The sequence below is a fragment of the Vibrio atlanticus genome, from assembly GCF_024347315.1.
GTDB lineage: Bacteria > Pseudomonadota > Gammaproteobacteria > Enterobacterales > Vibrionaceae > Vibrio > Vibrio atlanticus.
In genome coordinates, this window is the sequence record NZ_AP025460.1 from 1706466 (window position 1) to 1732287 (window position 25822).

General features: G+C 42.6%; 23 protein-coding genes. 16 read left to right on the top strand and 7 right to left on the bottom strand.

The window, feature by feature from the left end:
- Positions 1–76: 76 nt before the first annotated feature.
- Positions 77–2224: a GGDEF domain-containing protein gene (locus tag OCV30_RS07515; protein ID WP_065680390.1), complete on the bottom strand. Its 2148-nt coding sequence runs from the start codon at positions 2222–2224 to the stop codon at positions 77–79.
- A 171-nt stretch (positions 2225–2395) separates the two neighbouring features.
- Here OCV30_RS07515 and OCV30_RS07520 point away from each other — a divergent pair, with 171 nt between their 5' ends.
- On the top strand, positions 2396–2662 hold the full coding sequence (locus tag OCV30_RS07520; protein ID WP_004733780.1) for a DUF2960 family protein: 267 nt from the start codon (positions 2396–2398) through the stop codon (positions 2660–2662).
- 186 nt (positions 2663–2848) lie between these two features.
- Here OCV30_RS07520 and nagK read toward each other — a convergent pair whose 3' ends face one another.
- Positions 2849–3757 carry an N-acetylglucosamine kinase gene (gene nagK / locus OCV30_RS07525; RefSeq protein WP_012603950.1) on the bottom strand — a complete coding sequence of 303 codons (909 nt, stop codon included), beginning with the start codon at positions 3755–3757 and terminating at the stop codon, positions 2849–2851.
- A 163-nt stretch (positions 3758–3920) separates the two neighbouring features.
- On the bottom strand, positions 3921–4667 hold the full coding sequence (locus OCV30_RS07530; protein WP_083994647.1) for a tRNA-uridine aminocarboxypropyltransferase: 747 nt from the start codon (positions 4665–4667) through the stop codon (positions 3921–3923).
- A 68-nt stretch (positions 4668–4735) separates the two neighbouring features.
- Here OCV30_RS07530 and OCV30_RS07535 point away from each other — a divergent pair, with 68 nt between their 5' ends.
- A complete protein-coding gene (locus OCV30_RS07535; RefSeq protein ID WP_065680392.1) occupies positions 4736–5539 on the top strand; it encodes a sterol desaturase family protein in 804 nt (267 codons plus the stop codon).
- A gap of 205 nt (positions 5540–5744) precedes the next feature.
- Here the strand turns inward: OCV30_RS07535 and OCV30_RS07540 are convergent, their stop codons facing one another.
- Positions 5745–7790 (bottom strand): methyl-accepting chemotaxis protein, encoded by a 2046-nt coding sequence (locus OCV30_RS07540; protein ID WP_065680393.1) that lies wholly within the window; start codon positions 7788–7790, stop codon positions 5745–5747.
- Between the two features lie 104 nt (positions 7791–7894).
- On the opposite strand from OCV30_RS07540, the gene OCV30_RS07545 reads away from it, so the two are divergent.
- A complete protein-coding gene (locus OCV30_RS07545) occupies positions 7895–8380 on the top strand; it encodes a C40 family peptidase (RefSeq protein WP_017097841.1) in 486 nt (161 codons plus the stop codon).
- A gap of 91 nt (positions 8381–8471) precedes the next feature.
- Here the strand turns inward: OCV30_RS07545 and OCV30_RS07550 are convergent, their stop codons facing one another.
- Positions 8472–8816: a DUF3802 family protein gene (locus OCV30_RS07550; protein ID WP_009846752.1), complete on the bottom strand. Its 345-nt coding sequence runs from the start codon at positions 8814–8816 to the stop codon at positions 8472–8474.
- Positions 8817–9270: 454 nt separating this feature from the next.
- On the opposite strand from OCV30_RS07550, the gene OCV30_RS07555 reads away from it, so the two are divergent.
- Positions 9271–10137, top strand: a complete 867-nt coding sequence (locus OCV30_RS07555; protein WP_017103149.1) for a fructosamine kinase family protein — start codon at positions 9271–9273, stop codon at positions 10135–10137.
- A 115-nt stretch (positions 10138–10252) separates the two neighbouring features.
- On the top strand, positions 10253–10456 hold the full coding sequence (locus tag OCV30_RS07560; RefSeq protein WP_012603956.1) for a CPXCG motif-containing cysteine-rich protein: 204 nt from the start codon (positions 10253–10255) through the stop codon (positions 10454–10456).
- A gap of 166 nt (positions 10457–10622) precedes the next feature.
- On the opposite strand, the gene OCV30_RS07565 is transcribed toward OCV30_RS07560, so the two are convergent.
- On the bottom strand, positions 10623–11234 hold the full coding sequence (locus tag OCV30_RS07565) for a riboflavin synthase (RefSeq protein WP_065680394.1): 612 nt from the start codon (positions 11232–11234) through the stop codon (positions 10623–10625).
- Positions 11235–11385: 151 nt separating this feature from the next.
- Here OCV30_RS07565 and OCV30_RS07570 point away from each other — a divergent pair, with 151 nt between their 5' ends.
- Entirely contained in the window at positions 11386–12756 is a 1371-nt protein-coding gene (locus OCV30_RS07570; RefSeq protein WP_065680395.1) for an MATE family efflux transporter, read from the top strand.
- 119 nt (positions 12757–12875) lie between these two features.
- Here OCV30_RS07570 and OCV30_RS07575 read toward each other — a convergent pair whose 3' ends face one another.
- The gene (locus OCV30_RS07575; RefSeq protein ID WP_065680396.1) at positions 12876–13718 is read right to left on the bottom strand and encodes a DNA ligase; all 843 of its coding nucleotides are present in this window, start codon (positions 13716–13718) and stop codon (positions 12876–12878) included.
- 311 nt (positions 13719–14029) lie between these two features.
- Here OCV30_RS07575 and OCV30_RS07580 point away from each other — a divergent pair, with 311 nt between their 5' ends.
- The 10 genes from OCV30_RS07580 to OCV30_RS07625 all read left to right on the top strand — a co-directional run bounded on the left by OCV30_RS07580 (position 14030) and on the right by OCV30_RS07625 (position 25804).
- The gene (locus OCV30_RS07580) at positions 14030–14359 is read left to right on the top strand and encodes an STAS domain-containing protein (RefSeq protein ID WP_004733793.1); all 330 of its coding nucleotides are present in this window, start codon (positions 14030–14032) and stop codon (positions 14357–14359) included.
- Between the two features lie 62 nt (positions 14360–14421).
- On the top strand, positions 14422–15258 hold the full coding sequence (locus tag OCV30_RS07585; protein WP_017100333.1) for an OmpA family protein: 837 nt from the start codon (positions 14422–14424) through the stop codon (positions 15256–15258).
- The gene (locus OCV30_RS07590; RefSeq protein WP_065680397.1) at positions 15255–17354 is read left to right on the top strand and encodes an SLBB domain-containing protein; all 2100 of its coding nucleotides are present in this window, start codon (positions 15255–15257) and stop codon (positions 17352–17354) included. Before OCV30_RS07585 ends, OCV30_RS07590 begins: the two co-directional genes overlap by 4 nt.
- On the top strand, positions 17354–18043 hold the full coding sequence (locus OCV30_RS07595; protein ID WP_065680398.1) for a P-loop NTPase family protein: 690 nt from the start codon (positions 17354–17356) through the stop codon (positions 18041–18043). Before OCV30_RS07590 ends, OCV30_RS07595 begins: the two co-directional genes overlap by 1 nt.
- A 598-nt stretch (positions 18044–18641) precedes the next feature.
- Entirely contained in the window at positions 18642–19634 is a 993-nt protein-coding gene (locus OCV30_RS07600) for an ABC transporter substrate-binding protein (RefSeq protein ID WP_065680399.1), read from the top strand.
- A 147-nt stretch (positions 19635–19781) separates the two neighbouring features.
- Positions 19782–20681, top strand: a complete 900-nt coding sequence (locus OCV30_RS07605; protein ID WP_065680400.1) for an ABC transporter permease — start codon at positions 19782–19784, stop codon at positions 20679–20681.
- Positions 20674–21906 (top strand): quaternary amine ABC transporter ATP-binding protein, encoded by a 1233-nt coding sequence (locus OCV30_RS07610; RefSeq protein ID WP_065680401.1) that lies wholly within the window; start codon positions 20674–20676, stop codon positions 21904–21906. The genes OCV30_RS07605 and OCV30_RS07610 overlap by 8 nt, the downstream gene beginning before the upstream one ends.
- A 672-nt stretch (positions 21907–22578) precedes the next feature.
- Complete coding sequence (locus OCV30_RS07615) at positions 22579–22983, top strand: Hpt domain-containing protein (protein WP_009846763.1); 405 nt, start codon at positions 22579–22581, stop codon at positions 22981–22983.
- Between the two features lie 222 nt (positions 22984–23205).
- A complete protein-coding gene (locus OCV30_RS07620) occupies positions 23206–24717 on the top strand; it encodes a sigma-54-dependent transcriptional regulator (RefSeq protein ID WP_065680402.1) in 1512 nt (503 codons plus the stop codon).
- Positions 24698–25804 carry a glycosyltransferase family 4 protein gene (locus OCV30_RS07625; protein ID WP_065680403.1) on the top strand — a complete coding sequence of 369 codons (1107 nt, stop codon included), beginning with the start codon at positions 24698–24700 and terminating at the stop codon, positions 25802–25804. The genes OCV30_RS07620 and OCV30_RS07625 overlap by 20 nt, the downstream gene beginning before the upstream one ends.
- Positions 25805–25822: the final 18 nt, after the last annotated feature.

Genomic DNA, 25822 nt, shown 5'->3' on the forward strand with positions numbered 1-25822 from the left:
TACTCTAAATAGATGAAGCCCCTGATATTGGATATCAGGGGCTTTCTTTTTATGGGGGGTTGTATACAGAGTTGAACTAAACAAGCTCGACTTTAAGTAATCTGCAATCGACCAAATTATAGTTGTTACGGCCATTTTCTTTGATTTGATAGAGCTGTTTGTCTGCAATATCACAAATCATTTTAAAGTTTCGATCCACATTGTCACTGGCTAAGTCGACGTTAACCCCACCAATAGAGAGTGTTAATTGTTCCGCATAGAGAGCTTTAGGGTTTGCTAATTTGACTTCATTTAACATCTTTCGCAGAGTGACAACCTTATTTTCAATATCACTACTACTCTGTCCGAAGCAAATCGCCATGAACTCATCACCGCCATATCTGAAAAGGTAGTCATTCTTGGTTGTGAATGTTTTTTTAAGTAAGCGACTGATAATACGAAGCGCTTCGTCGCCCTCTAAATGCCCATGAAAATCGTTATAAGCTTTATACTCGTCAACATCGATCATAAGGACCGCTAGAGATTGTTTTTGGTAGTAAGCGTTATGTATTAAGACTGGCGTGATGTTATCTAATTGATATCTATTAGCTAGACCTGTTAGTGGGTCAGTAGTACTCAAGATTTCGAGTGTTTGATTCGCACTTTCTAAACGCTGTCGTTGCTTTTGATTTTCTAGCGACACGGCAATAAAGCTAGCTAAATGTTCTATAAGCTGACAGTGGTGTTCCTGATATTGGTTTGGTAGATGATGCTGAACTGACAGAAAGCCGATTAATTTTTCATTAAGAATGATTGGCGTTAGAATCATTGAGTTAGTATCAAGCTCGCCACGAAACGTAACGAAATTATCGTCTTGTGTGGTTTTACCGATATAGGGTTCTAGAGCCGCATCTGTCGCGCTATTAAAATGAACGGTAGCTCGCTTGCGAATTACATACGTACCAATGGTTTGGTTCTCTTGGCAAACTACTTTTAGGTTCGGTATTAATCCTTGAGTATCAACAAAATAGCGGTAGTCGAGTATGTCTGATTTATCGTCATACATAGCAATCCCAAACTCAGATGTTGGTAGAATCATATTTATCTTATGGAGTATCTCAGGCAGTACGCTTTCTAAATCTGCAGCGGTTGCTATGAATTGACCAATATCAGTGAGCGCACCCATATATTTTTGCATTTGAGTCAGAACGTCATTTTTCTTCTTACTCTGAATGGTACCTACCCCTTCTAGAATACGTTCGCTCTGTTCGCGCTCATAACTTCTCATGTGTTTTTCTAAAAGATCCACATGCTGAGTTTGAAGTGCCGCTAAACCAGACCAATCCTCTTCATCTCGAAAGAGCTTCGCCTTAGTTTGGGCATAGATAGCATAAGAACGGTAACTACTCTTTAGATCAAAATTCTGTTCGAGAAAAGCGCACCCTACTTTTGCTTGTTCTCGCTCTCCAATGCCTTCTAAGAATTGAAACCAGTAAACCAAATTTTCTTTTCGATTATGCTCATCTCTCGATTTTTTGAAGTGCTCTTCTGCCTGATAAAATGCATCTAATACATCACTATCATCGAAGCCTCCCCACAAGAGCATGGTTTGCCCTAGGTAACTATGACAAAGAGCTATCGTCCTGTGACTAGAAAGCGAGGTGCCTATTCTTTTCGCTTCCATAATGGCGCTAACCGCTTGCTCAAACTCATTTGTATGTGCACAGCTATAGGCTAGGTTTAAATGGCTGACAGCACAATCTAACAGGCGATTCGCATTTTGAGATGAAATAATGGCTTTACGAGCATATTGCTTCGCTTGTTCGTATTTTTCTAAGCTTAAGTGCAAGTCACTTAGATTACAGAATATAAGTGACTTAAAATTGTCATCAACTAGGTGTAAGTTTTCTAGTGTCTCTGAGTAACAAGCATACGCTGATTGATAATCACCACGAATGTTATGGGTAGACGCAAGTAACCCGATGACAAATACATATAGTTGAATTTCTTCAGGAGCAATGACGTTTAGGCAGGCTTTATAATGCTCAGCAGCGTCAGAAAGGTTATCGTGGCGATAGCTTGTGAAACCTTTAAGGAAAAGCGCGATTGAATCCGGGATCGGTTGATTATTAGCTTCGCATAGACTCGTTATTCTGTCTTCGACTTCTTTTAATCCTTTGATTCCAGGGTAGTTCTGGATTCGCGTTATAATTCCCATGATCTTTGGGTAAAGCGTATTGCTCATAAGTTCCGTTTAAGTCAGCCAGATTAAAAAATAACGAATAGTATACCACAAAATGCTTATTACACATTCCATTCATGAGGCTAATAAGTGGTAATTTCCTATCATTATCTTGAGTGGCGTACTGTTTTTATGTAGAGTGCGCGCAAAGTAATAATTATATTGGAGAGCACCATGGCTCGTACCATTCTGTACACTTATAAAGATGAAGACAAAGAGTTATTGTTTTCGAAACAAGAACACCGCACGATCCAAGAAGCTGTTGCAGCCGCTGAAGGTATCGACATCACTGAGTATCTAAAAACTGAGCAACAGCTTGAGTTCATTTCTGATACTAAAGCGGTTCGTAACTACCAAGACAACTATTTCCGTAAGCTTGGTTTTACTAAGCTTACATTGAAGCAAAAAGACAACCTTGGTGTTGGTAAAAAGAAGAAGTAAGCCCTTTGGCTCTTTTTCTTGATATGTAGCTTTGTAGCTTCTAGCTTTTCGTTTGTAATTAGAGCTAAGAGCTGAAGAAACGAAAACACTGAACAATAAAAGATGCCGCAACCTCTTTCGAGATTGCGGCATTTTTATTTGTACTCTTTAACTATCTAACCTTAGCCAGCTTAACTTAAGTCACGATTACTTAATGTTAAGGAATGCAGCACCACGAACGCCGCCTGAGTCACCGTGCTTCGCTTTGATGATCTTTGGACATTTCGCTACAGACAGTAGGTATTTAGGGATACGCTTTGGCATCTCTTCGTAGATAAGTTCGAAGTTTGAAAGACCGCCACCCAGTGCAACTACGTGTGGGTCAAGACCCGTAAACAGGTTTGCAAAACAGATAGCCAATAGCTCCATGAAGCGATCTACGTGCTCAGCGGCTTTTGATTCGCCTTCGTTGTATGCTTGAATGATCTCGATCGCTTTCTTCTTCTCACCGAAGTAGTGCTCGTAAATCAGTTCGAAGCCGCGACCCGATAAGTAACTGTCTAAACAACCTTTCTTGCCACAACCACAACCCAGTAGAGGTGCGTTGTCGCCAAGGTGGAACCATGCATCTAGAGGAAGGCGCATGTGACCTAATTCACCAGCAACGTGATTACGACCAGAGAACACTTTACCTTCATAAACTAAACCGCCACCGAAGCCAGTACCTAGAATTAGGCCTGCTACTGATGGTTCGTCTTTAAGTTCATCATCCCACGCTTCTGAAAGCGCAAAACAGTTTGCATCATTTTCAATTTTCACACTACGACCAATAAGCGCTTCTAGGTCTTTGCGTAGTGGTTTCCCCGTTGAAGCTGGTACGTTAACAACCAGCATTGTGCCGTCGTCAGCATCTTCCATTCCAGGAAGACCAAGACCAATTTTGCCTTCGCAAGAAAATTCGTTGTCGTACTTCTTTACCAAACCGGCAATTGTATCAAGTAGCAGTTGATAATCTTCAGTGGGCGTTGGTACGCGTTCTGTCGCTACTCGCTCAAGTTTTTCATTGAACGCACCAAACTCAATCTTTGTGCCGCCAACATCGAAGCCGTAATACATGAAATCTCTCCAATTTTTCCCTAAATTAGGGCAAATAATTTTTTGTAAATAAACAACTAAAGAGCATTATCCATAACACTCCCCCTACAAACCGTGATAGATGACAAACTTATCCCGTGTTTGAGTTTGTTTGAACAACAAGTCAGCACAAAGCGGTTAAAGGTTAGAGTGACTTCTCACTTTTAGTATGCTCTATGAAAGCATTCAGGCTCGGTTTGGTTGGATCCGACTTATAACGTGTCTTACTTAACATATAACTTTCCCGAAATGTCTCAAACCATAGCTGTAAAGTCTTGGCACCCTGCTCTTCACCAGCCTGTTTCAAAACCAAGCTCGCCACTTCTGCTGTCGAAAGATGTTGTTCATTGTCTGACTTGCGCATCATGTATTGAGAAACCGATTCAGGCTCAATCGATAACACAGGTAAATCTTGCAGATATTCTGAGCGACGAAAAATTCGACGTGCCTCGCGCCAGCTACCATCAATAAAGATCAGCAATAGTGTTTTGTTTGGGTCACGCATTTGTGGCAGGTTTTGAACCACGCGCGATTTGTCATCTGTATAGTCTTCGGGGAACACTACGACAGGTTGATAGTTGTCATCTTTTAAGACATCCAACATTTCCTGATTCGGCTCTGTGCGATGCCATAAGTAAGCGTAACTGTCTTTTACTGTATCGAGAATCAATCGACCTGTATTACTTGGTTTCAATATTTCGTTGTCTGACAAGATCAACATAGTCGCGACGTTCGTATCAATGTTAGGTTGATGCTCGCAGATACAGCTGTCTTGTTTTATTTTACAGAACTCACATCGCACTACTTTACACCCGCGCGCATTAAATGGCTTAGTAGCAATGGATAAACGATGTTGATATAAACGGTGAAAAGCGTGGATTCTCATGGACAATAACGATAAATCTAGAAAAGTGGCACGATTGTACTTACAGTGTCCTTAGAATGATAGAAGGAATACCCATGCAAGACCCATCCCTGCTCCGCCTTGTTTGCTTTATCGTCGTTTTTGGATTGTGTGCGCTTTGGGAGTACCGCTTTCCCCGGAAAACACTGACTCAAAGCAAATGGTTTCGTTGGGGTAATAACTTTGCGTTGGTTGCTTTGAACAGCTTTCTATTAGCCACTCTAATTCCAATCGCAGCATTTCAAGCGGCGGTTATCGCACAAGAAAGCCAATGGGGTCTATTCAATACCCTGTCACTTCCTAAAGAACTCACCATTCTCATCTGTGTTTTACTGTTAGATTGTGCTATTTACCTGCAGCACTTGGTGTTTCACCGTGTTTCATGGCTATGGAAGTTACACCGAGTTCATCATGCGGATCTAGATATTGATGTCACAACCGGAACTCGTTTTCATCCAATTGAGATGATTATTTCAATGCTGATTAAAGTGAGTTTAGTGATCGCGCTTGGTGTACCTGTCATCGCTGTTGTCATCTTTGAAATTGTTCTTAACGCCAGTGCGATGTTTAACCACAGCAATGCGCGTCTGCCACTGTGGATTGATAAGCGATTGAGAAAAGTGATTGTGACACCAGACATGCACCGCGTTCATCACTCGGTCATTGCTAAGGAAACGCACTCAAACTTTGGTTTTTTCTTATCGGTGTGGGACATTTGGTTCAAAACCTATCGCGCTCAACCTAAGCTTGGCCATGATAACGTTCAGATTGGCGTTCCAGAGATTCAAGATGGTAAAGAGCAACGGTTAGACTTAATGCTACGTCAGCCATTTGCACGATTCCCGACAACGAAAGACTAGGTTCGAATTCAGTTGAGTCTCAAGTTTAAATTGAGATCAAACCTATCTTAATAACAAACCCGTCTCCATAACAAACCAAGCTTAATACCAAAGCAAAACGCCCTTAGATTCTGTGAAAACTTTAGGGCGTTTCTGTATCAATAGGAATTTAAGCGTAGTTAGTGCTTCAACTATTATGCTGTCAGGCTTAACTCAGCACGCTCGTTTATTTCAGTACGTATTTATGAAGCATAGCTTGTTGGTGCCCTGCTATCTCTCCGACTTGCTCTGAACTCTCGATCATGGATTCAAGCTGTAACTTAGTATTCTCGCCTTGTTCAGAAACACGAGTGATCGAATGTGTCACATCCACCGTTGCACGTGCCTGTTGCTCAGTCGCCACCATGATTTGTTCAACACGTCCTTTAATCTGGCTAACCGCTACCTCGATTTTTTCAAACGCTTGTTTCACATCGTCACTGGTTTCCAGTGCATTCGCCATTTCGTTTCTCGACTCTGTTACAGACGCCCGTGAGCGATCAGCGGCTGCCACCAATTCATTCATCATATTTCGTATATTAGTGGTTTGCTGAGAAGTATCGCTGGCAAGTTTTCTGACTTCATCGGCAACCACTGCAAAGCCTCGGCCTTGATCTCCTGCTCGCGCTGCTTCTATTGCTGCATTCAATGCGAGTAAGTTAGTGTTGTCAGCAATGCCACTGATCATGTCGACCATTTCGCGAATCTGTTTAACACGCCCGTCTAAGTCGGCCATCGATTCTTGATTCAGGCTTAGAGAGTGTTCTAGTGCATGCAGTCGCTGCTGGTTAAGTCCAACAACTTGACTCCCTGTCACTGACTCATTTTCAGCAAGCTGGGCATCATCATTCGAGGCGTTAGAAATACGTGCAATTTCACCAATAGATGCTTCAAGTTCTGTAATGGTGGTAATCATGTTTTGAAGTGATTCATTTTGGTCGTGTAAGCTTGAGTTAGTTTGCTCTGCGGCATCGTGACTGACTTCCGCTGTTTGATAAAGCGTTTCACAGTTTCGTGTTACCAAACGCACCGAATCAGCGGTTGAGTCGACAACAGAATTAAGTTTTGATGCGATAACTTGCAATTCCAATGGGCCAACTAATTGACTCTGTTTTGAAAAATCGTGTTCCGCGAGTAAGCTCATTTGTTGAGTAATGTTTCTGAGTCCTTTGTTCACCCAGCGACGTAACACCAACCATGAAATAGAAATGATGGCCGTTATCACTAATCCACTAATAAATAGTACTTTGTCTATCGTCGCAATTGTCTGATTGACCACAAACTCGCTTTCATCAATTAAAATAGAAGCGGTGTTCGATAGTTGATTTAAGGTCCCTATGACAGTGTTGGCCAGATGGATGACTTTTGCTAAGTCGGCTTCTTGTTGCTCAACAAGTTCTAGCTTTTGCAGGATTTGTCTTAATACACCGTTATCTGCAAAGCCAGATTTAACCATCTCATAAGGCGCTGTTAAGCTTGCGAACTCTACGATGTCTGGATGCCATTCAGAAAAGTCATCATACGCTAGGTTAATGCCTGCAATTCGATTTCGAAGCTCTCTGTATTCGTCTTGCGCTTTTTCTAAGTCTGATTGCATCATCAACATTAGGAAGGTGTTCGCCATTGCAGAAGCACTCGCTGTGAATCGGTTAGCCGCATCGGAAGCCTCTGGGTTGTTCTGAACAAGGAAAGAACTGATACGGTTCATTTCAGGTCCGATGGAACTCACACCATAGCGAAACTCAGTGACTTGGCCATCGATGAGGTTTTGCTTATTCTGAATTTCAATTTGAGACGACAAGACTTGGCTAGTCATCAATTGTAAGGTCGCCATGTTCTCGGTTAAGTTTTGTTTTTGTTCAACGGAAATCGCGTCAGGAAAAGATTGGGATATGAAGAGGAGTTCTTCTAGCGTTTGGTTACTTTCGGCAACTAACACGTCGATCGAGTTGCCTGTTGTGTTAAGCGTATTGAGGTCGGTTGATTGGGTGCTATAAGTAAGAAGTTTTACCTGCTCTAACACGCTTTGTGTTAATTCGGCGTTGTTTAATGCAAGAGGTAATGCTTGTTCCGAAAGTGCTTCAAAATGGCCCCCGACCCGATCGACGCCTCGGAGACTGACCAAAGATAAAAAGATGACGAGCAAAAGAATGGAAATAAATACAGCGGTGACGGTTTGAATGAGCGAGAATGTATAACGTGAAGGTTTTATTGATAAATTTGTGTCGGGCATGTGAAATCCAGTTTGACTACGAAAAAAGATATCCTTAAGTTAGTTCGTATACTAGAAGTCCTTGATGACGTTTATATTTCAGTTTTTTGTCAGAAGAGTTACATATGAAATTCAGAAAAATGGCTGTAGTTACAATAACTTTAGCAACATTGGCTGCTTGTAGCTCGACGCCATCCCCTTCTCAGCTTAGTCAAACCGCACACAAGCCTCTGTCAAAGTTAGAGCAATCAACGACCAATGCGTATATGAGTGTGTATGAACAGTGGAAAGGTGTGCCATATCATTTCGGAGGGACTTCATTTAGAGGCGTAGATTGCTCTGCTTTCGTTCAAATCGCAGTGCAAACTGCGACCCAGCAAGCCTTACCGAGAACCACAAAAGATCAAGTTAAAAAGGGAAAGGAAATAGCATATGGACAGGCAATAAGTGGTGACTTGGTGTTTTTCAAAACATCGATGACGGTACGACACGTCGGTGTATATTTAGGAAACAATCAATTCCTACATGCTTCGACATCGAAAGGTGTCATTATATCGAGATTGGATAACCCTTATTGGGCCTCTAAGTTTTGGCATTTTAGGCGTTTATAGTGATTAAAAGATTAACTGATAACACAGTTGCTTTGAAGGTACTATTTAAACGCCTATCGCTGTTTAGCCTAGTAAATGTACTAGAAGCTAATTAGTCGTATTGAGCGACCGCAGTATCAAACAGATTCTTCACTAATGCGATGTATTCATCTAAGAATACAATTTGTTCGTTAGTCGCTTTTTTTGACCATACACCAGCTAACACTTCACCTAAATCAGCCACCACTGAATCCGCTTCTTTCAATAGTTGAAAACGAACGCTTGAATGTAACTCAGGGTTTTGCTCGAAAATAGCCATGATGTTTGTTGATATCATGTCAGTGATGATGTCTTCGACACTTTCATTTCCTGTATCACCATTACTATTAGTAAAGACATCTAGGTTAAATGATAAGTGTTCGATCAAAGCCAAATAGCCATCGGTTTCTACAACCACAATAAATCTCCGTTTAAGCTCAAGAGCAGATTAATATGTACCTACCTAATACTATGTATATGAGTCTGTTTGTCATCTCTTTATTACTAAAAACTGTATTAAAGTGATCCGAGTTAGCATTTAAGCTTAAATTTCAATCAAAACACCCTAACTTCACCAAACACACCTAAAATATAGTGAAAAATAATCTCAACCTATTTCTGCGATTCTATTGTATGAAAATCATCATGCCGTGAGATTAGTTCCAAACTATTTCCTTACATCGTTCTCAATTTCTGTTTTGATTTCAAAGGGCTTGAATCAGTTCGAGTTCACAAATCAGCCAATTGATTCTACATTAGTTGAAGAAGAGCCAAGAACATTGACGAGTGCGTCTATAAATTGCTCAGATTTATCCTAAACTATTGCTATTAAACAAACAGTATTTCTAACCTTCAGTCTTTGAGGATTTCCTATGTGGCAGGCCATTTCTCAACAACTTTCAGATACTCTTCTATTTAACTTCCAGATAACTGAACGTACCAAGGTTTCTGGTGGCGACATTAACGATTGCTATATGATTAGCGATGGTAACGAACGTTACTTTGTAAAAGTGAACCAGCGAGAATTTTTACCTAAGTTTGAAATTGAAGCTGAGAATTTACGCTTGTTAAGAGAGACTTCTACCGTTTATGTTCCTGAGTTGGTACTGATTGGTAAAACCAAAGAATGCTCGTTCATTATCCTTAATTACTTGCCGACCAAGCCGCTTGAAACAAGCAATAATAGCTATGACTTTGGCGTTCAACTTGCTCAATTGCATCAATGGGGTGAACAGAAAGAGTTTGGTTGTGACCAAGACAATTATATTGGTAGCACCCTTCAACCCAACCCTTGGCATAAGAAATGGGGGCGTTTTTTCTCTGAGCAACGCATAGGCTTCCAACTGCAATTGTTAAAAGAAAAAGGCATCGAATTCGGCGATATCGATGACATTGTTGATGTCGTGAATATGCGTCTTGCAGGCCACAACCCTCGCCCTTCTTTGCTTCATGGCGACCTTTGGAACGGTAATGTTGCTAACTCAGCCTTTGGGCCAATCTGTTACGATCCCGCTTGTTATTGGGGCGATCATGAATGTGATTTAGCGCTAACTGAACTGTTTGAAGGGTTTTCAAAAGAGTTTTATGAAGGTTACCAGAGCGTCAATCCACTCGACGTTGGCTATACTGAACGGAAAGACATTTATAATTTGTACCATCTTCTCAACCACTGCAATCAATTTGGCGGCGAGTATTTAGCACAAACTGAGGCGTGTATTCAGAAGATACAGGCCGTTTAACACCAATCACAGCTAGCTACTGCGAACGATCTAAGTTGCAACATTCGATATCACTATTTATTACGATCTATACAAGCTACTACGATTGGTGCAGTTACAGTGAGGAGAATTAGCGATGCATAAATACACAGAGAAACATGTTTCTTGCCCCCATTGTGGTCATGCAATTAGCATAACGCTGGATGCTTCTAATGGGAGCCAAGATTTTTATGACGATTGCCCTGCATGTTGCAATGCTATTCATCTGGACATGCAGGTTGATGAATTGAGAGACAGAATCCATCTTTCAATTGATGCAGACGACGAACAAGTCTTCTAACACAATTACTCTCTTGTCGAGCTAGAGCTACACCTCGATTTTTAGGCTCGCCTAGAAAAATAGAAAAATAGAAAATAGAAAAAGAGCACTTAATGTGCTCTTTTTTAACATCTTCGATTTTTACTTAGTCAACGCTTTTGGGGCGCGTGTTATTGATGAACCGCTACTACGACTTCTGGTTTGCTAGCACGCGCTCAACAGTATCAACAATCGCTTGTGTTTGAGGATCAAACTCAATATTTACTTGGTCGCCTATTTCGCGGCTGCCAAACAAAGTGCGATTTAGCGTTTCAGGAATTAAGTGTACAGAGAAACGGTTCTCTTCCACTTCACCTATCGTTAATGAACAACCATCAACGCCAATATAACCCTTGCTCAATACATACTTCATTGATTCTTGTGGCAACTCAAACCAAAGCGTGCGGTTGTTTTCAGTCTTGATCACATCCACTAAGTTCGCCATCAACGTAATGTGGCCAGACATACTATGCCCGCCAATTTCATCACCAAATTTTGCTGCTCGCTCAACATTCACTTTATCACCAACATTCAGTTGGCCCAAGTTCGTCAATCGCAATGTGGCTTGCATTAAATCAAAAGCAATCTGATTGCCCGAAATTTCCGTTACCGTTAAGCAACAACCGTTATGAGCTACTGAGGCACCAATCGCTAATCCCTCAACCATTTCGTCGCTTAGCTCAATGGTATGAGTCTGAAACAACTCTTTTTTATTTATAACAACCAGTGTTGCCATGCCTTGAACGATACCTGTAAACATAAGATTCCTTTAGTAACAGTTTTTCATAGCAGTTATTGTGACATTTCTTTATGATTCGTCCAGTGGAAGCTTAAGATCATTGCCTCTGATTCCTTCAGAATGTCCTTTCCTACACTATTATTCTAATTTTCCCTCTTATTTGGAGTTGTTTGTGCATCGTTACAAAGAAGAATCCTCGAATCTAATCAAACTTGCGACCCCAGTATTGATCGCATCTGTTGCACAAACTGGAATGGGTTTTGTTGATACCGTAATGGCCGGTGGTGTAAGTGCTATCGATATGGCGGCGGTTTCGATTGCAGCAAGTATCTGGCTACCATCAATCTTATTTGGTGTGGGTCTATTGATGGCGTTGGTTCCTGTCGTTGCACAACTTCATGGTTCTGGTAGACAAGTAAAAATTCCATTTGAGATTCAACAAGGTGCGTTTTTAGCGCTTGTCATCTCCCTTCCAATCATTGGCGTACTTTTTCAGACACAACTGATATTGGAGTGGATGGACATAGAACAACTCATGGCAGAAAAAACCATCGGTTATATGAATGCGGTGATGTTTGCGGTTCCTGCATTTTTGTTGTTCCAAACTTTGAGAAGCTTTACAGATGGTATGTCTTTAACTAAGCCTGCAATGGTGATTGGTTTTATTGGCTTGCTATTAAACATCCCGCTTAACTGGATGTTCGTATACGGAAAGCTTGGCGCTCCCGCTCTGGGTGGTGTTGGCTGTGGCGTTGCAACGGCTATCGTATATTGGGTGATGTTTGCTCTGCTGTTCGCTTACGTTTTAACATCAAAGCGTTTGGCTAAAATCAATATCTTCGGTACGTTCCACAAGCCTCAGCTCAAAGCACAAATTCGTTTGTTTAAACTAGGTTTTCCAGTTGCCGCTGCTATCTTCTTTGAGGTGACGCTATTCGCTGTTGTTTCTCTGTTGGTTGCCCCTCTTGGGTCTTTGGTTGTCGCCGCACACCAGGTTGCAATTAACTTCTCGTCACTGATATTTATGATACCAATGAGTATCGGTGCCGCCGTGAGTATTCGTGTTGGTCATAAGTTGGGTGAAAACAACACGGAAGGTGCGAAAATCGCGACACACGTGGGAATCATTGTTGGTTTAGTCACAGCCTTAATGACAGCTACATTGACGGTACTATTCAGAGAGCAAGTTTCGGTACTGTACACAGAGAATACGGCGGTAATTACTGTTGCAATGCAATTACTATTGTTCGCTGCAGTTTATCAATGTACTGACGCAATCCAAGTTATCGCTGCAGGGGCTTTGCGTGGATACAAAGACATGCGTTCGATCTTCAACATTACTTTCGTTGCTTACTGGTTGCTTGGTCTTCCTATTGGCTACATTTTAGGAATGAAAGATTGGCTTGTTGAGCCTATGGGCGCGCACGGTTTCTGGGTTGGGTTCATTGTCGGTCTAACGTCAGCAGCTATTATGCTAGGTATGCGTCTGCACTGGATGCACAAACAAGACGACGATGTGCAGTTAGAATTTAGCTCTCGTTAGATTCGTACTCGCTAAACCGGTATCTCCGTTATTACATACAAAAAGAGCTCTGATTTTCAGAGCTCTTTTTCGTTTACTGTGTGTTTATGACTATATTGTACTGAACAATCTGATTGGTATTAATACTCACTCTTTTCTCTAACGAAGCGCGCAAACTTGGGTTTTCCATTTTGAGTAAAGCCATTGTAGCGAAAGGTAATACGGCTGCCGATCTCAGGCGGCGCAAGTCTCATTTGATCACTGAACCCGCTTCCGATATAAAACTCAACCCCTTCTTCCGTGTGAACCAAAATCGAACCCATCATCCCTTTATACTTCCCTGTCCCGCCTTTGTAGCCAATAACTGTGGCTTCGGCATCGTGATGCCTTTTTAGTTTTAACAGGTCATTGCTTCGACCTGCTTGATAACGACTGGTGATCTTTCTGAGCATCAAACCTTCGCCATTACGTTCATCGACATTGTCCAATTGATAAAACAGAGCTTCTTCATTTTGAATAGGTAGATGTTCGATGTAGCTGACATGAGGTTCTCCAATCATACTTACCCAATGCAATATGTTGTAATAGCGCTTTTGATAATCGCCAGTAGCCCCTGGCATATCAAACAGCATCAAGTCTATTTGGCGCCACGCAGCATCACTAGGTGTGTGATCGAGGACGGTAGATTGGACTAAGTGGAACTTGCCTCTTCCTGCCCAGAGCTCCCCTTCGAGGTGTACCTTAGGTAAGTTTTTTGTAAACCACTTCGGTGAGTAAATGCGATTCCCATTTCGAGTATAAAGGTGTTGTCCGTCCCAAAGAGCACGAATCCCATCAAGCTTTTCACTCTTCCAGTATTCAGAAACATCAATGCCTTGTTGGTATGTGTTTGCGAGCACCAGATGATCAGGCGGTAAATAGGATGAATGAGAAGAAAGCGAACACGCCCATAGAGTTGCTATCGCCAATTTAGTTAATCTCATCATCTGCTCCGTATTGATATCTGTAGTGGTCAACAAACGCCTTTAATCCTAAGCGTTCTGACACGTAGCTAGACAACCTTTGCTAGAAGATGCGACCCACACATCAACCTTATTTAACTTTTAATTTCATTCATATAATTAATGACTTATGGGTCTCAAATGTTCCGCCGTTTTTAGCTCTCATATTGAGAAACCAACTTTCTCAATATGAGATAGAGATTAGCAGTCGATTTAAGTTGTTGAAAAATATAAATATAAAAGTTGGCACATTCAGTGCAGTTGTTCATACATACTTAAAAGGAGATATCGCTATGGAACTACGTAAGATTGATTTAAATACAACGACACTGACTCTTTCTATCTTCGGTGATTTAGATGCAGCAGGTAGCCGTGATGCTCAGACTGATATTGACGATGTAATCTCAAATGACGGCCACCCTGAAATCGAAGTCGATTTTAGCCAAGTTGAGTTTTTAGATTCATCTGGTGTTGGCGCAATTGTTTACATGTTCAAACGCCTAACTGAACGCGAACGCAACATGCGACTTGAAAATGTGACTGGTCAGCCTCTTGAAATTATGAACTTGTTACGTATTGGCCACGCTATCCCAGTAAATTCAAAAAATCCTACAAATTCATGAAGATCCACTAAGCTAGAAGTAACAAAACATAATAATAAAAAGTAAAAACATAGGACGTTGGCATGAAAATACTGAAAAGCTACATAGCCCTTTCTCTGTCTGCTTTAGTTCTAGGTGGCTGTACTAGCTACCCTGAACAAGGCACTGGCGGCTTGGCTGAAAGTTATGACTCTATTAATTACCAAAATTCCGACTTTTCTCCTGTCATGCCAGACGAGCCTCTTGGTCCTGAACACGGATTACGTTTTGATTGGCAACTGGCTAAATTACATCTTGATGCCTTGATTCAAGAAGGCGCCCGTTGGTGCTTCCCCGCTGCTGTTGTGCAAGCGATAGAGAAGCAAAATCGTATCGCTCGCGAACTACAAGGTGGCCTGCTTCTAGATGCGGCAAACGACTTAGTCATTCAAAGAAAACGTTTAAACGAACTTGAAGTCCAACTGGACTATGTGACGTCACAAGCACGGTGTGAACCACCAAAAAATGAAAACCAATTTAGAATGCAATTGTCGGTTATCGAGCAGTTGTACGACCTGCTTAATGTTGACAACCAATTCGCGGAAAACTCTACTGAAGTCAATCCCAAATACATGGGACGACTTGCCGAGGCAACAACGCTTCTGAAAGAACATAAATCTCTAGACCTTGTTGTTACGGGTCATGCCGATGCCACGGGTACCGAAGAATATAACGATGACTTGGCACTTGGACGAGCTAAACAAGTCGAACGCTACCTAACTATTTTTGGCTTAGGTGCTCAGCGAATCAAAGCAGTGTCTGTTGGTGAAACGGTTCCTCTTTTTGAAGGCGAATCTGACGGTACGCGTTTAACCAACCGCAGAGTGAGTATCGAAGTTATCTCCCCTAAGAACGCTGAGAAAATGGGAGGTGGATTATGAAATTATTGATCGCTTTTATCATCACCCTATCGTTAAGCTTTACGTATGTTGCGAATGCTAACGAAGAGTTTTCAGACGCGGTTCAAGTCGGTGACCTTATCCAAGTTAACGTACCCGGTGAAAGTACGTTGAACAAAGGGTTCCAAGTGGATAAACGTGGCCGCATTACCCTTCCTGAAGTGGGCGCCGTATTTGTTGCGGGTTATAACAGTGAACAACTTAACAAAGTCGTTTTAGAGTCACTGGCTACCGCTTATAAAGATCTTTCAAACGCTTCGGTATATGTAAAAGAGCAGCAAATTATCATCTACGTGCAAGGTTATGTAGAACAACCCGGTGAATACACACTGGCGTTAGGCTCAAGTATCCAAATGGCACTTTACGCAGCAGGTGGATTACGTCCCGGCGCACAACTGGACAAATTGATACTTAAGCGAGGTGCGGACAAGAATGAGTTTAACTACAAACGATTCCTTGATTCTGGTGATGAATCAACACTACCTACTCTGCAATCACTGGATTCGCTTTTTGTTCCGGCATCGCCATTAGTAGGTAATATTGAACAAGAATTCGATGCTGCCAAGCTTGCAAACTCAGGTGACAGTGCCGACTCTCGCAATTCGATTAAAGTGTTTGGTGAGGTAAACGCGCCAGGTTCGTTCACTTACAAAGAGAACACCGACCTTGTCGACGTATTAATGCGTTCAGGCGGGGTAACTCGCTATGCCAGTGTTGAACAAATCCGAGTAATTTCAAATAATACGCCTACGCTGTTCAACCTTAAGAGTTATTTGGATTCTGGTGACGAAAGCCTACTTCCAATCTTACGCCCAGGTGCAACGATTTTTGTGCCGAAGCAAGAGGAAGAGATCAAATCCGGCGCAAACATGGTTTACGTTATGGGTGAAGTCGCTGCCCCTGGCGCTTTTGAAGGAAAGAGAGACGCTACCTTCATGGATATCCTTGCCAATGCTGGCGGCCCAACTCGATTTGCAGAGTCGCGTCAAATACGCGTAATCAAAGCGGATGGTCGAGTACTTAAATTCGATTTAGCGGCTTACACTGAAGGCTTGCCTAACTCTAACCCACCGAATATTAAAGCCGGTGACGCGATCTTTGTTCCTGAGAAAACCGACATGAACGAGAAATCTTGGTTAAAGATTGCACCAGACAGAGCAGTTAACGTGATCGGTGAGGTGAATCGACCTGGTCGTATAGAATGGTCAGATGAAATGAACTTTATGGGATTATTGGCACACGTCGGCGGCCCCACGCTACGCGCTGACACATCGAAAATTGAAGTCGTAACGGGTAGAAAGTTGGTTGTGTTTAATCTTGATGATTTCATCAGAAATGGTGCGCCACGAGATCTGATGCCACAAATTCGTGCAGGCTCTATCGTCCGTGTCCACGACTTGCCACAAGATCCGTCAGACAATAAATCTCAATGGGTACGTCAAAGCTCTGATGCTTCGATCTACATTTTTGGACAAGTGAATGCACCGGGTCGCTACCGCTTCACCAAAGACATGCACTTTCTTGACATTTTGTCTGCAGCTGACGGGCCTACTAAGGATGCCGATATACACAACGTGCGTGTAACGCACCGCGATAAAACCTACTCTAAAGTAAGCAAACTCAATTTATCGCTGTACTTCGAAACCGGTGACGAATCGTTACTGCCAAATGTAACTACAGGTGACACTATTTATATCCCAGAGAAAGGTAAAAACTGGTTAGATACACCGAAAGAAGAAACCGTTCGTGTACTTGGCGCGATTAACAACCCAGGACGTTATGTGTTTAACGACAACATGACCATTTTAGATATATTGGCAGAGGCGGCGGGCCCTACTGATAACGCTTACGTAGAGAAAATTACCATTGTGAATATGTCTTGTTGCCAAGGTCAAGCTCGTACCTTCGACCTTGTTGAATTCAGCAAAACAGCCAACATTTATAACCTACCAGTACTGCGCGCTGGTGACACTATCTACATCCCAGATCGCCGAGAGAGCTTTATGGAAAAAGCTCGTGTAGGTCTAGAAGACATATTACGTCTAACAACAATGATCGTCTTAATAGGAGCTTTATAATGACTATTTCAGCAATCCAAGCAGAAGTAGAACAACTGTATCTAGCTTCTGAACTTAACGGACAGAAATCGATTTGCGTGACTGCCTGTCATTCAGGTGACGGCGTAACCTCTATTGCAACTGCATTAGCAGAACGTTTTCTCCTTGCTGGTCATTCTACGCTTTATGTTGACCTCAACTTATACAATCCTGCTTTTAAAGATTTGAACATGTTGGAAGACAATCAACAGGGACAGTTAATTGAACATGTCGAGTCTCATCGTACGTTTATCGGTGTCCCTGCTCCACAAATTGCATCAACGCAATTGGCTTATAAAGATCCGACAACGTTACAAAAAGTGGTGAACAAATGGTTAGAGAAATACGATCGAGTCATCATTGATACCTCACCGCTTCTCAATATTAACAAAGGGAATATCCCCGCACAGTCTGTTGCGAGTGCCTGTGACAGCACATTGATGGTTGTCGCCTATGGTGAAACCTCTAGTCACCACCTAGAACAAGCGAAAAAGCTGCTTGATGCGCAGAGTATCAATCTTATGGGTTGTGTGATGAACATGAAACAAACACCTAGCTTTGCACAAGAGTTGGTAAGACAAATCAATCGCATGAAATTTCTTCCAACTAAACTTCGCGATAGCTTGGCCAATAAGCTTTACCAAAATGAGTTTTTAAATCTACCGATGTAACTTTTCTGCGCCACGATAGCTTTTTTGTACAACTATAGCTTTTGTGTGCAACTTAGTATTCTTGTGCAGCTGTATGGCTGTCATTAATCCCTGACAGCCACCGTGCCTATTGGACTCACGCCAAAACACTGCAAAACCAAGTTGGGCATTTTTGACGAAATTATTGTTAAAAATACGATTTTAAAAACCATTCAACGCACTTCGCACACTTCGAATGTGGTCTTACCACCTTTAAAACCCTTCAAAAATCAACCGCCCATGCCTAACTTTATCGGTAATGTGACACAAACGGTTAAAGTGCCATGTAAATCGCATCAAAGATGGAATTCGTACGATTATTCCCTAAGATTATAAATAGAGGTGGTTTTTGACGAATTTGTAATAGTTTGACAAAGTTATCCGACGGCTGTTGAAACACAGTGGATGAATTGGCAAATCACACTTCACTGACTTTGCACGTTTATCTATTCAAACTTCACCCATCCCTCCTTCTGCTCAAATGGTTCAAATACACGGAAAGGATCACCATCGAGCAATTTAGATAATCAATTTACCTTGGTTACCTTAGTTGTATTATTAAAGAGAAAGGAAACTCAATATGAAATACAAGTTAAGCTCCGTATTTTTGTTAGTAGCAGCAGCCAGCGGTAATGCTAACGCTGGAGAATGTGGCAGCGTAACAATCGCAGATATGAACTGGAACTCTGCAACACTGATCGCCAATATCGACCAATTCATCCTAGAACATGGTTATGGGTGTGATGCCGAACTTATCCCTGGCGACACTATGCCAACAGGCACATCCATGATTGAAAAAGGCCAGCCTGATGTTGCACCTGAACTTTGGAGCAACAGCTTAAAAGACGCATTAGATAAAGGTGTCGAAGAAAAACGTCTTCGCTATGCAGGTAAATCACTTGTGAACGGCGGCGAAGAAGGTTTTTGGGTTCCAGCTTACCTCGTTAAACAATACCCAGAGATGGCAACCATCGAAGGCGTGCGTAAAAACGCTAGCTTATTTAAGCACCCTGAAGACCCAGATACATCAGCATTCTACAGTTGCCCAGCAGGCTGGAACTGTCAGATCAGCGCCGGAAACTTGTTTAACGCTCTTGAGCTGGAAAACAGTGGTTTCACGATTGTTGATCCAGGCTCGAGTGCCGGCTTATCTGGCTCTATCGCAAAAGCTTATGAGCGCGAAGAAGCTTGGTTTGGTTACTACTGGGCACCAACCGCTGTTCTAGGTAAATACGACATGGTTAAAGTCGACTTTGGCAGTGGCGTTAATGAGGAAGAGTTCCTTAACTGTACCACCAAAGAAGACTGTGAATCGCCAAAAGCGACCATGTACCCGCCTTCACCCGTTCATACTATCACCACTGAGAGTTTTGCGTCACGTGCTCCTGAAGCTTATGACTACTTCACTAAACGTGGTTTCACAAACGACAAAATGAACTCGCTGCTTGCTTGGATGGAAGACAACCAAGCCGATGGTGAAGAAGCAAGTTTGCATTTCTTGAGTGAATTCCCAGAAGTATGGCACCCATGGGTTTCTGAAGAAGTGGCTAAGAAAGTTGAAGCCGAACTCTAAAAGCTTGGTTTAACAACAAGTAATTACGCTTCAACAATAGAACAGAAATAACGTCGCTATACTTGATGTTATTCATGATTCGGAGCCCTTTTCATAGGCGATTACCTCATCGTATGAACAAGTGGCTCCGAACTATAAGGATATAAAATGGCTGACACCAATTGGTTATCAACCTTTCCAGAGATGGAACGCGCTGATTTAAGAACCATAAAAAAGACGCTAGATGGCGCATACCGTGAATTCTCTCGTGAATACGGTGAAATGATTGAATCTCTATTTGACCCTCTTCTTTCATTCCTGGTTTGGTTTGAAAAACTTCTTATCTCAACCCCTTGGATTATAGTCCTCGCTGTTTGTACAAGCCTTGTCTACGCAGCGAGTCGTTCTTGGAAACTGGCTTTAGGTTGTGTCGTTTCCCTGCTCCTAATTGGTTATTTTGGTATGTGGGAAGACACCATGCGTACGCTCAGTATCATCACTGTGTGTACCTTGGTTTCGATATTCTTAGGCATTCCGATTGGCATTGCGATGGCTCGCTCAAATCGAGCGCAATCTATCGTTACGCCGATGCTTGATATCATGCAAACCATGCCGGCATTCGTTTACTTGATCCCAGTGGTAATGCTACTCGGCATAGGTAAGATTCCAGGGCTGATCGCCGTGGTTATCTACGCGATTCCACCTGTGATTCGTTTAACCAACCTAGGCATACGCTTAGTCGACAAAGAAGTATTGGAAGCGGCTACCGCTTTTGGTGCGAGCAAAAAGCAACGCTTATGGGGTGTTCAACTACCGTTAGCGATGCCAACGATCATGGCGGGTATCAACCAAACCATCATGATGGCACTGTCTATGGTTGTTATCGCATCCATGATTGGCGTGAAAGGCCTAGGACAACCAGTTCTTAAATCCATCACCAACCAATACTTCACATTAGGCTTGATGAATGGTTTCGCCATTGTTGCCCTAGCAATCCTTTTTGACCGCGCTTCGCAGGCGTACGCAAGAAGAACCAATGCGCACCTAGGAGGAATCAAGCATGACTAAACCATTGATTGAGATTAGTGGCCTATACAAAGTGTTTGGACCAAAACCGATGTCTGTGATGAACCGAGTTCAGAGCGGCGAACACAAAGACCAGATTCTTGCTGACACGGGTCATACCGTTGGTTTGAAAGAGATTAACCTTGAGATTAACCGTGGCGAAATCTTCGTTATCATGGGGCTTTCTGGCTCGGGTAAATCGACGCTGATTCGCCATTTCAACCGTTTAATTGACCCAACGCAGGGTAAAATTATGGTCGAAGGCATTGATGTAATGAGCCTGAATACCAAGCAATTAGAAGAGTTCCGTCGTCATAAAATGTCGATGGTATTTCAGCGTTTTGGTTTAATGCCTCATCGCACCGTGGTAGAAAACGTTGCGTACGGGTTGGAAGTACAAGGTATCAAAAAAGAAGACCGTTTAGCGAAAGCCAATGAGTGGTTAGAAACGGTGGGGTTGAAAGGTTACGGCAAGCAGTACCCTGCCCAGCTTTCTGGCGGTCAACAACAACGTGTTGGCCTTTCTAGAGCTCTGTGTACTAATGCTGAAATCTTATTAATGGATGAAGCGTTTTCTGCGCTCGATCCTTTGATTCGAAGTGAAATGCAAGATCAACTCATTGAACTGCAAGAGAAGCTTCATAAGACGATTGTTTTCATCACCCACGATTTGGATGAAGCACTTCGTCTCGGCGACCGAATCGCGATTTTGAAAGATGGCGAGTTGGTACAACAAGGTACGCCACATGAGATTCTGCTGAATCCAGCCGATGACTATGTAGAGGCATTCGTTAAAGACGTAAACCGTGCTCGTGCATTGACCGTTGAAACCGTTATGCAGCCCCCTCTCTATCGAATCACATCTGAAACGATTGAAGGTGCTTTGGCACAAATGAAGATGCTGAAAAATGACTACGCTTATCACGTAACGGATGAAGGCTATCAAGGTCTAGTCACACAAGAGAGCCTACAGGATGCAGTTGAAGATTCATCGGTGCATGACTTCAGTGAAGAGATATACGAAGAAGTCCCTGCAGTTTTGCCTGATGCGGTGATTGAAGAAGTGCTACCAGACACAATGTCTTGTGACTATTCTCTTCCGGTTGTTGATGAGGACGGTAACCTAAAAGGTGAACTAGAGAGAAGCGCTGTTGCTGATATCTTCTCCGAAAGTAGCGAGGAAGAAGTAGAAGCCGACCCAAAGCCAAAGATTGATAAAGCTTCATAGTTCTACTTTTCGTTATTTAAAGTGCGGCTGTTTAAATTATCGCTATTTGGGTTATAGCTATTTTGGTTATATAGCTATTTAGATTAGCCTAAACGACTTAACCTGCTCTAAGACCACTGTTGTTAGTAACTGCAGTGGTCTTTTTTATGTGTATCGGCCTCGCTTTGTCCTGCACTCTCCCCTTTAAGCTTATAAGTACCTAGGCTAATGGGTGCCTAAGTTTATATTTCATAAGAGAAAACAAATTTAAATCAGTTCGTTAGGTTTGTCACAAACATAGTGGCAATTCGGGCGAGAAGGCAATTAATTGCTTTGTTTATAAGGCAAGCAGTTGAAATTATTCTAGAAAATGACTAGAACTTAATAGGGGCTGTTGACCTTTCGAGCTGTGTTTTTCAGCATCTTGTGGAAAATTAATACAAGGAAGAGGCTTTGACGTGTAGCTGGCCTACATGAAAAGTCTCTAACGCAGTAGAAATGAACCACAAGGGCTGCCCGAAGGGTTCGGCTAAAATCGTTTTATGCTTTGTTGAAGAATATTTGCTTAGAATGACTAGGCTACATACTCTTCGCCGCACCTAAAACGATTTTATCTAGAACAAAACTTAACCACGAAAGGTCAACAGCCCCTTTTACTCACGGATATTACGCTCAACAAAAGGACTTAGTTTGATGAATTCCACTTTAGCGTCAGACACAGCTGCACATCTAAACTCACAAGAAGTTAGCGAGCTTGTTGATGAAAGCGTTCTAGAGCAAATGATTCGAGATACAAGTGCGGATATTATCCCGATCTTGATCGACCATTATGTCGAAGAATCACAAACACGCTTGGTCGCCATAAAAGAGGCTGTCGCTCAGCACGACGCTCAAACACTTGAGTTCGAGGTCCACACTCTTGGCAGCACGGCGCTATCATTAGGTAATCGCCCTTTGGGTGAGTTGGCTCGCGCTTTAGAGAAGCAATGTTTAGAACAGAGTCACGATGCGGCATTTCTGCAAGTTGACGAATTACTAGAACTCGCAGAGCGTTCAATCAAAGCCTTGCTTGACAGGAAACAGGCAGGCTTCAGTTAACTTTGGATGTTCATATAAGTATCAGATAAAAACTCAACATAGTCGTTATTAATATAGTCGCCATAAAGATGCGAACCAGTATGAGTAGCAATGCGGGAAATTATACACACCGCGCCTTAAAAGATTGCATGCGGTAGATAACAAATACACAAGACTCGTATTGATGGTTCCATATCACTATGTTATTGATTGGTTAGGATAAAGTTTCAAAAGGAATATACAATGCGCCCTAAGGTATTGTTAGTTGAAGACTCCACCTCACTTGCTGTGCTCTACAAGCAGTACGTAAAAGACGAGCCCTACGATATTTTTCACGTCGAAACCGGCGCTGAAGCAAAAACCTTCATTGAAAGGCATATACCACAACTCGTGATTCTCGATTTAAAGTTACCGGATATGCCGGGTGAAGAAGTGTTGGATTGGATCAGTGAGAATGAAATCCCGACAGCTGTTGTTATCGCAACTGCGCACGGTTCAGTAAACATCGCGGTAGATCTCATCCAACGCGGTGCGGAAGACTTCTTAGAAAAACCCATTCAAGCCGATCGCCTTAAAACGTCAGTTCGCTTACACCTGCGCCGAGCGAAACTCGAAAACCTTGTCGATAACATGCAAAGCAAGTTCGATCGTGATCGCTTTCATAATTTCATCGGTTCTTGTCTGCCAATGCAGGCGGTTTACAAGATCATTGATTCCGTGGCACCAACGACTGCCAGCGTGTTCATCAACGGCGAAAGTGGCACGGGTAAGGAAGTGTGTGCAGAAGCCATTCATCAGGAGAGCCAGCGTAACGGTAAACCCTTCGTTGCCATTAACTGTGGCGCTATCCCTCGAGATCTAATGGAAAGTGAAATCTTCGGTCATGTTAAAGGTGCGTTTACCGGCGCAACAACCGACCGTAAAGGCGCAGCCATGCAAGCGCATGGTGGTACCCTATTTCTCGATGAGCTTTGTGAAATGGAACTGGAGATGCAAAAGAAGCTCCTACGATTTCTGCAAACCGGTACATTTACTCCACTCGGTGGTAACCGTGAAATCAAAGTTGATGTCAGAATTATCTGTGCAACCAACCGCGACCCACTGGTTGAGGTAGAAGAAGGACGTTTTAGAGAAGATCTTTACTATCGTGTTCACGTTGTGCCTATCGAAATGCCACCGTTACGCGAACGAGGAAGTGACATTGTGACTTTGGCTAATCACTTTTTGAAACTGTATGCGAAACAAGACAAGAAAAAGTTCAAATCAATAGACAAAGAAACGCAAAATCTACTTAAACGTTATGCGTGGCCAGGCAACGTACGTCAGTTGCAAAACATCATCCGTAACATCGTGGTGTTGAACAATGAAACAAGCGTAACCAAAGACATGTTGCCGCCTCCGATTAATAAAGCAGATGCTGCTCCAACATCGAAATCAGTGACGCCTATTCGAGTCGCGGTGCCCCAACCTGCTGTTGTAGAAGATCCAGAAGCTAAGTTACCACCTATTACACCAGAAGAGTTGGAGCAATCGTCAGTTGTCCCAACTAGCAACGGTTCGATGACGCCTGTATTCACCACAAGCGAAGGTGCTATTCGTCCAATGTGGCAAATAGAACGCGAAGCTATTCAACATGCCATCAATCATTGCGATGGGAATGTGTTAAATGCCGCCGTGTTGTTAGAGCTTAGCCCTTCTACTGTTTACCGTAAGAAACAGGCTTGGGAATCGGAAGATGAGTGCAATCAAGCCTAGCCAAGGTGTACTTACGACTAACCTTCACGAGATTTGGCTGTTAATCGACAGCCAAACTTTTGGAGGTATAGAAACTCACGTTTTAGAGCTTGCGCAAGGCCTGATATCAGAAAGCGCTCAGTATTCAGAAGCTGTTCGAGTCGTACTTTTGACCAAGTTTACGCCTGAAGCGCTCATCGTTAAAAAATTGAAAACACTGAACATTCCTTATAGTTACCTCTCCGATTTAGCCTCATGTACTGCAGATTCAAGCGCCAATAGTGCCATACAGCTGAAACGCGCCGTCGAACATAATCAGCCTAAACTTATACACGCCCATGGTTACAAAGCGAGTTTGGTCAGTAAGCTTATAAAGCTCCTACCGCGTCTAAACAACACAACACAAATCACCACTTTTCACGCAGGCGAAACCCCAACCGGCAAGATTTGGGTTTATGACTGGCTCGACCGTTACAGCAGCTTCCTTTCCGACCAGTCGCTTGTGGTCAGTGAGAAGATTAAAACCAAAGTACCGAGTAAAACCCATCAATTGAATAACTTTGTTAAAGTCCCAACCGAATCATCACGCTCCCATTCATCAAGTCCAATTCACATTGGTTTTGTGGGCCGATTAAGCCATGAAAAAGCACCGGATAGATTTGTTGCATTAGCTCAACGGTTTCCCGAGGTTCAGTTTGAGGTTTTTGGTGACGGACCAGAAATGGACACGTTAGTTAAATATCAGCCTAATAATGTCACTTTTCACGGACATCAAACGAATATGGATGCCGTTTGGAACCAAATCAACTTGTTAATCATCCCTTCTCGATTTGAAGGTCTGCCGATGGCGGCATTAGAGGCCATGATTCGTGGCATCCCCGTTCTCGCTACCTCAGTCGGTAACTTACCTCAACTCATCGAGCACGAAGTTAACGGCTACCTCGCCAATTCAGAAACCGAATTAGAACAGCATTTATCTTTGTGGATGTCATTGACGAGTGAACGACGCGACTCTCTAAAGAATAACGCGATAGAAACCGTCAAAAACCAATACTCGCCACAAGCTGTTGTTCCGCAATTGTTGGAAATCTATAAACTCAATCGCTAATACTGATCGTAGTAAATA

Excerpts from the sequence above, each read along its gene's own strand:
- OCV30_RS07575 (WP_065680396.1), bottom strand. The coding sequence starts at position 13,718 with ATGAGATTAACTAAATTGGCGATAGCAACTCTATGGGCGTGTTCGCTT.
- OCV30_RS07565 (WP_065680394.1), bottom strand. The coding sequence starts at position 11,234 with ATGTTTACAGGTATCGTTCAAGGCATGGCAACACTGGTTGTTATAAAT.
- nagK (WP_012603950.1), bottom strand. The coding sequence starts at position 3,757 with ATGTATTACGGCTTCGATGTTGGCGGCACAAAGATTGAGTTTGGTGCG.
- OCV30_RS07555 (WP_017103149.1), top strand. The coding sequence starts at position 9,271 with ATGTGGCAGGCCATTTCTCAACAACTTTCAGATACTCTTCTATTTAAC.
- OCV30_RS07600 (WP_065680399.1), top strand. The coding sequence starts at position 18,642 with ATGAAATACAAGTTAAGCTCCGTATTTTTGTTAGTAGCAGCAGCCAGC.
- OCV30_RS07535 (WP_065680392.1), top strand. The coding sequence starts at position 4,736 with ATGCAAGACCCATCCCTGCTCCGCCTTGTTTGCTTTATCGTCGTTTTT.
- OCV30_RS07615 (WP_009846763.1), top strand. The coding sequence starts at position 22,579 with ATGAATTCCACTTTAGCGTCAGACACAGCTGCACATCTAAACTCACAA.
- OCV30_RS07540 (WP_065680393.1), bottom strand. The coding sequence starts at position 7,790 with ATGCCCGACACAAATTTATCAATAAAACCTTCACGTTATACATTCTCG.
- OCV30_RS07610 (WP_065680401.1), top strand. The coding sequence starts at position 20,674 with ATGACTAAACCATTGATTGAGATTAGTGGCCTATACAAAGTGTTTGGA.
- OCV30_RS07585 (WP_017100333.1), top strand. The coding sequence starts at position 14,422 with ATGAAAATACTGAAAAGCTACATAGCCCTTTCTCTGTCTGCTTTAGTT.
- OCV30_RS07625 (WP_065680403.1), top strand. The coding sequence starts at position 24,698 with ATGAGTGCAATCAAGCCTAGCCAAGGTGTACTTACGACTAACCTTCAC.
- OCV30_RS07545 (WP_017097841.1), top strand. The coding sequence starts at position 7,895 with ATGAAATTCAGAAAAATGGCTGTAGTTACAATAACTTTAGCAACATTG.
- OCV30_RS07595 (WP_065680398.1), top strand. The coding sequence starts at position 17,354 with ATGACTATTTCAGCAATCCAAGCAGAAGTAGAACAACTGTATCTAGCT.
- OCV30_RS07520 (WP_004733780.1), top strand. The coding sequence starts at position 2,396 with ATGGCTCGTACCATTCTGTACACTTATAAAGATGAAGACAAAGAGTTA.
- OCV30_RS07560 (WP_012603956.1), top strand. The coding sequence starts at position 10,253 with ATGCATAAATACACAGAGAAACATGTTTCTTGCCCCCATTGTGGTCAT.
- OCV30_RS07605 (WP_065680400.1), top strand. The coding sequence starts at position 19,782 with ATGGCTGACACCAATTGGTTATCAACCTTTCCAGAGATGGAACGCGCT.
- OCV30_RS07515 (WP_065680390.1), bottom strand. The coding sequence starts at position 2,224 with ATGAGCAATACGCTTTACCCAAAGATCATGGGAATTATAACGCGAATC.
- OCV30_RS07590 (WP_065680397.1), top strand. The coding sequence starts at position 15,255 with ATGAAATTATTGATCGCTTTTATCATCACCCTATCGTTAAGCTTTACG.
- OCV30_RS07580 (WP_004733793.1), top strand. The coding sequence starts at position 14,030 with ATGGAACTACGTAAGATTGATTTAAATACAACGACACTGACTCTTTCT.
- OCV30_RS07620 (WP_065680402.1), top strand. The coding sequence starts at position 23,206 with ATGCGCCCTAAGGTATTGTTAGTTGAAGACTCCACCTCACTTGCTGTG.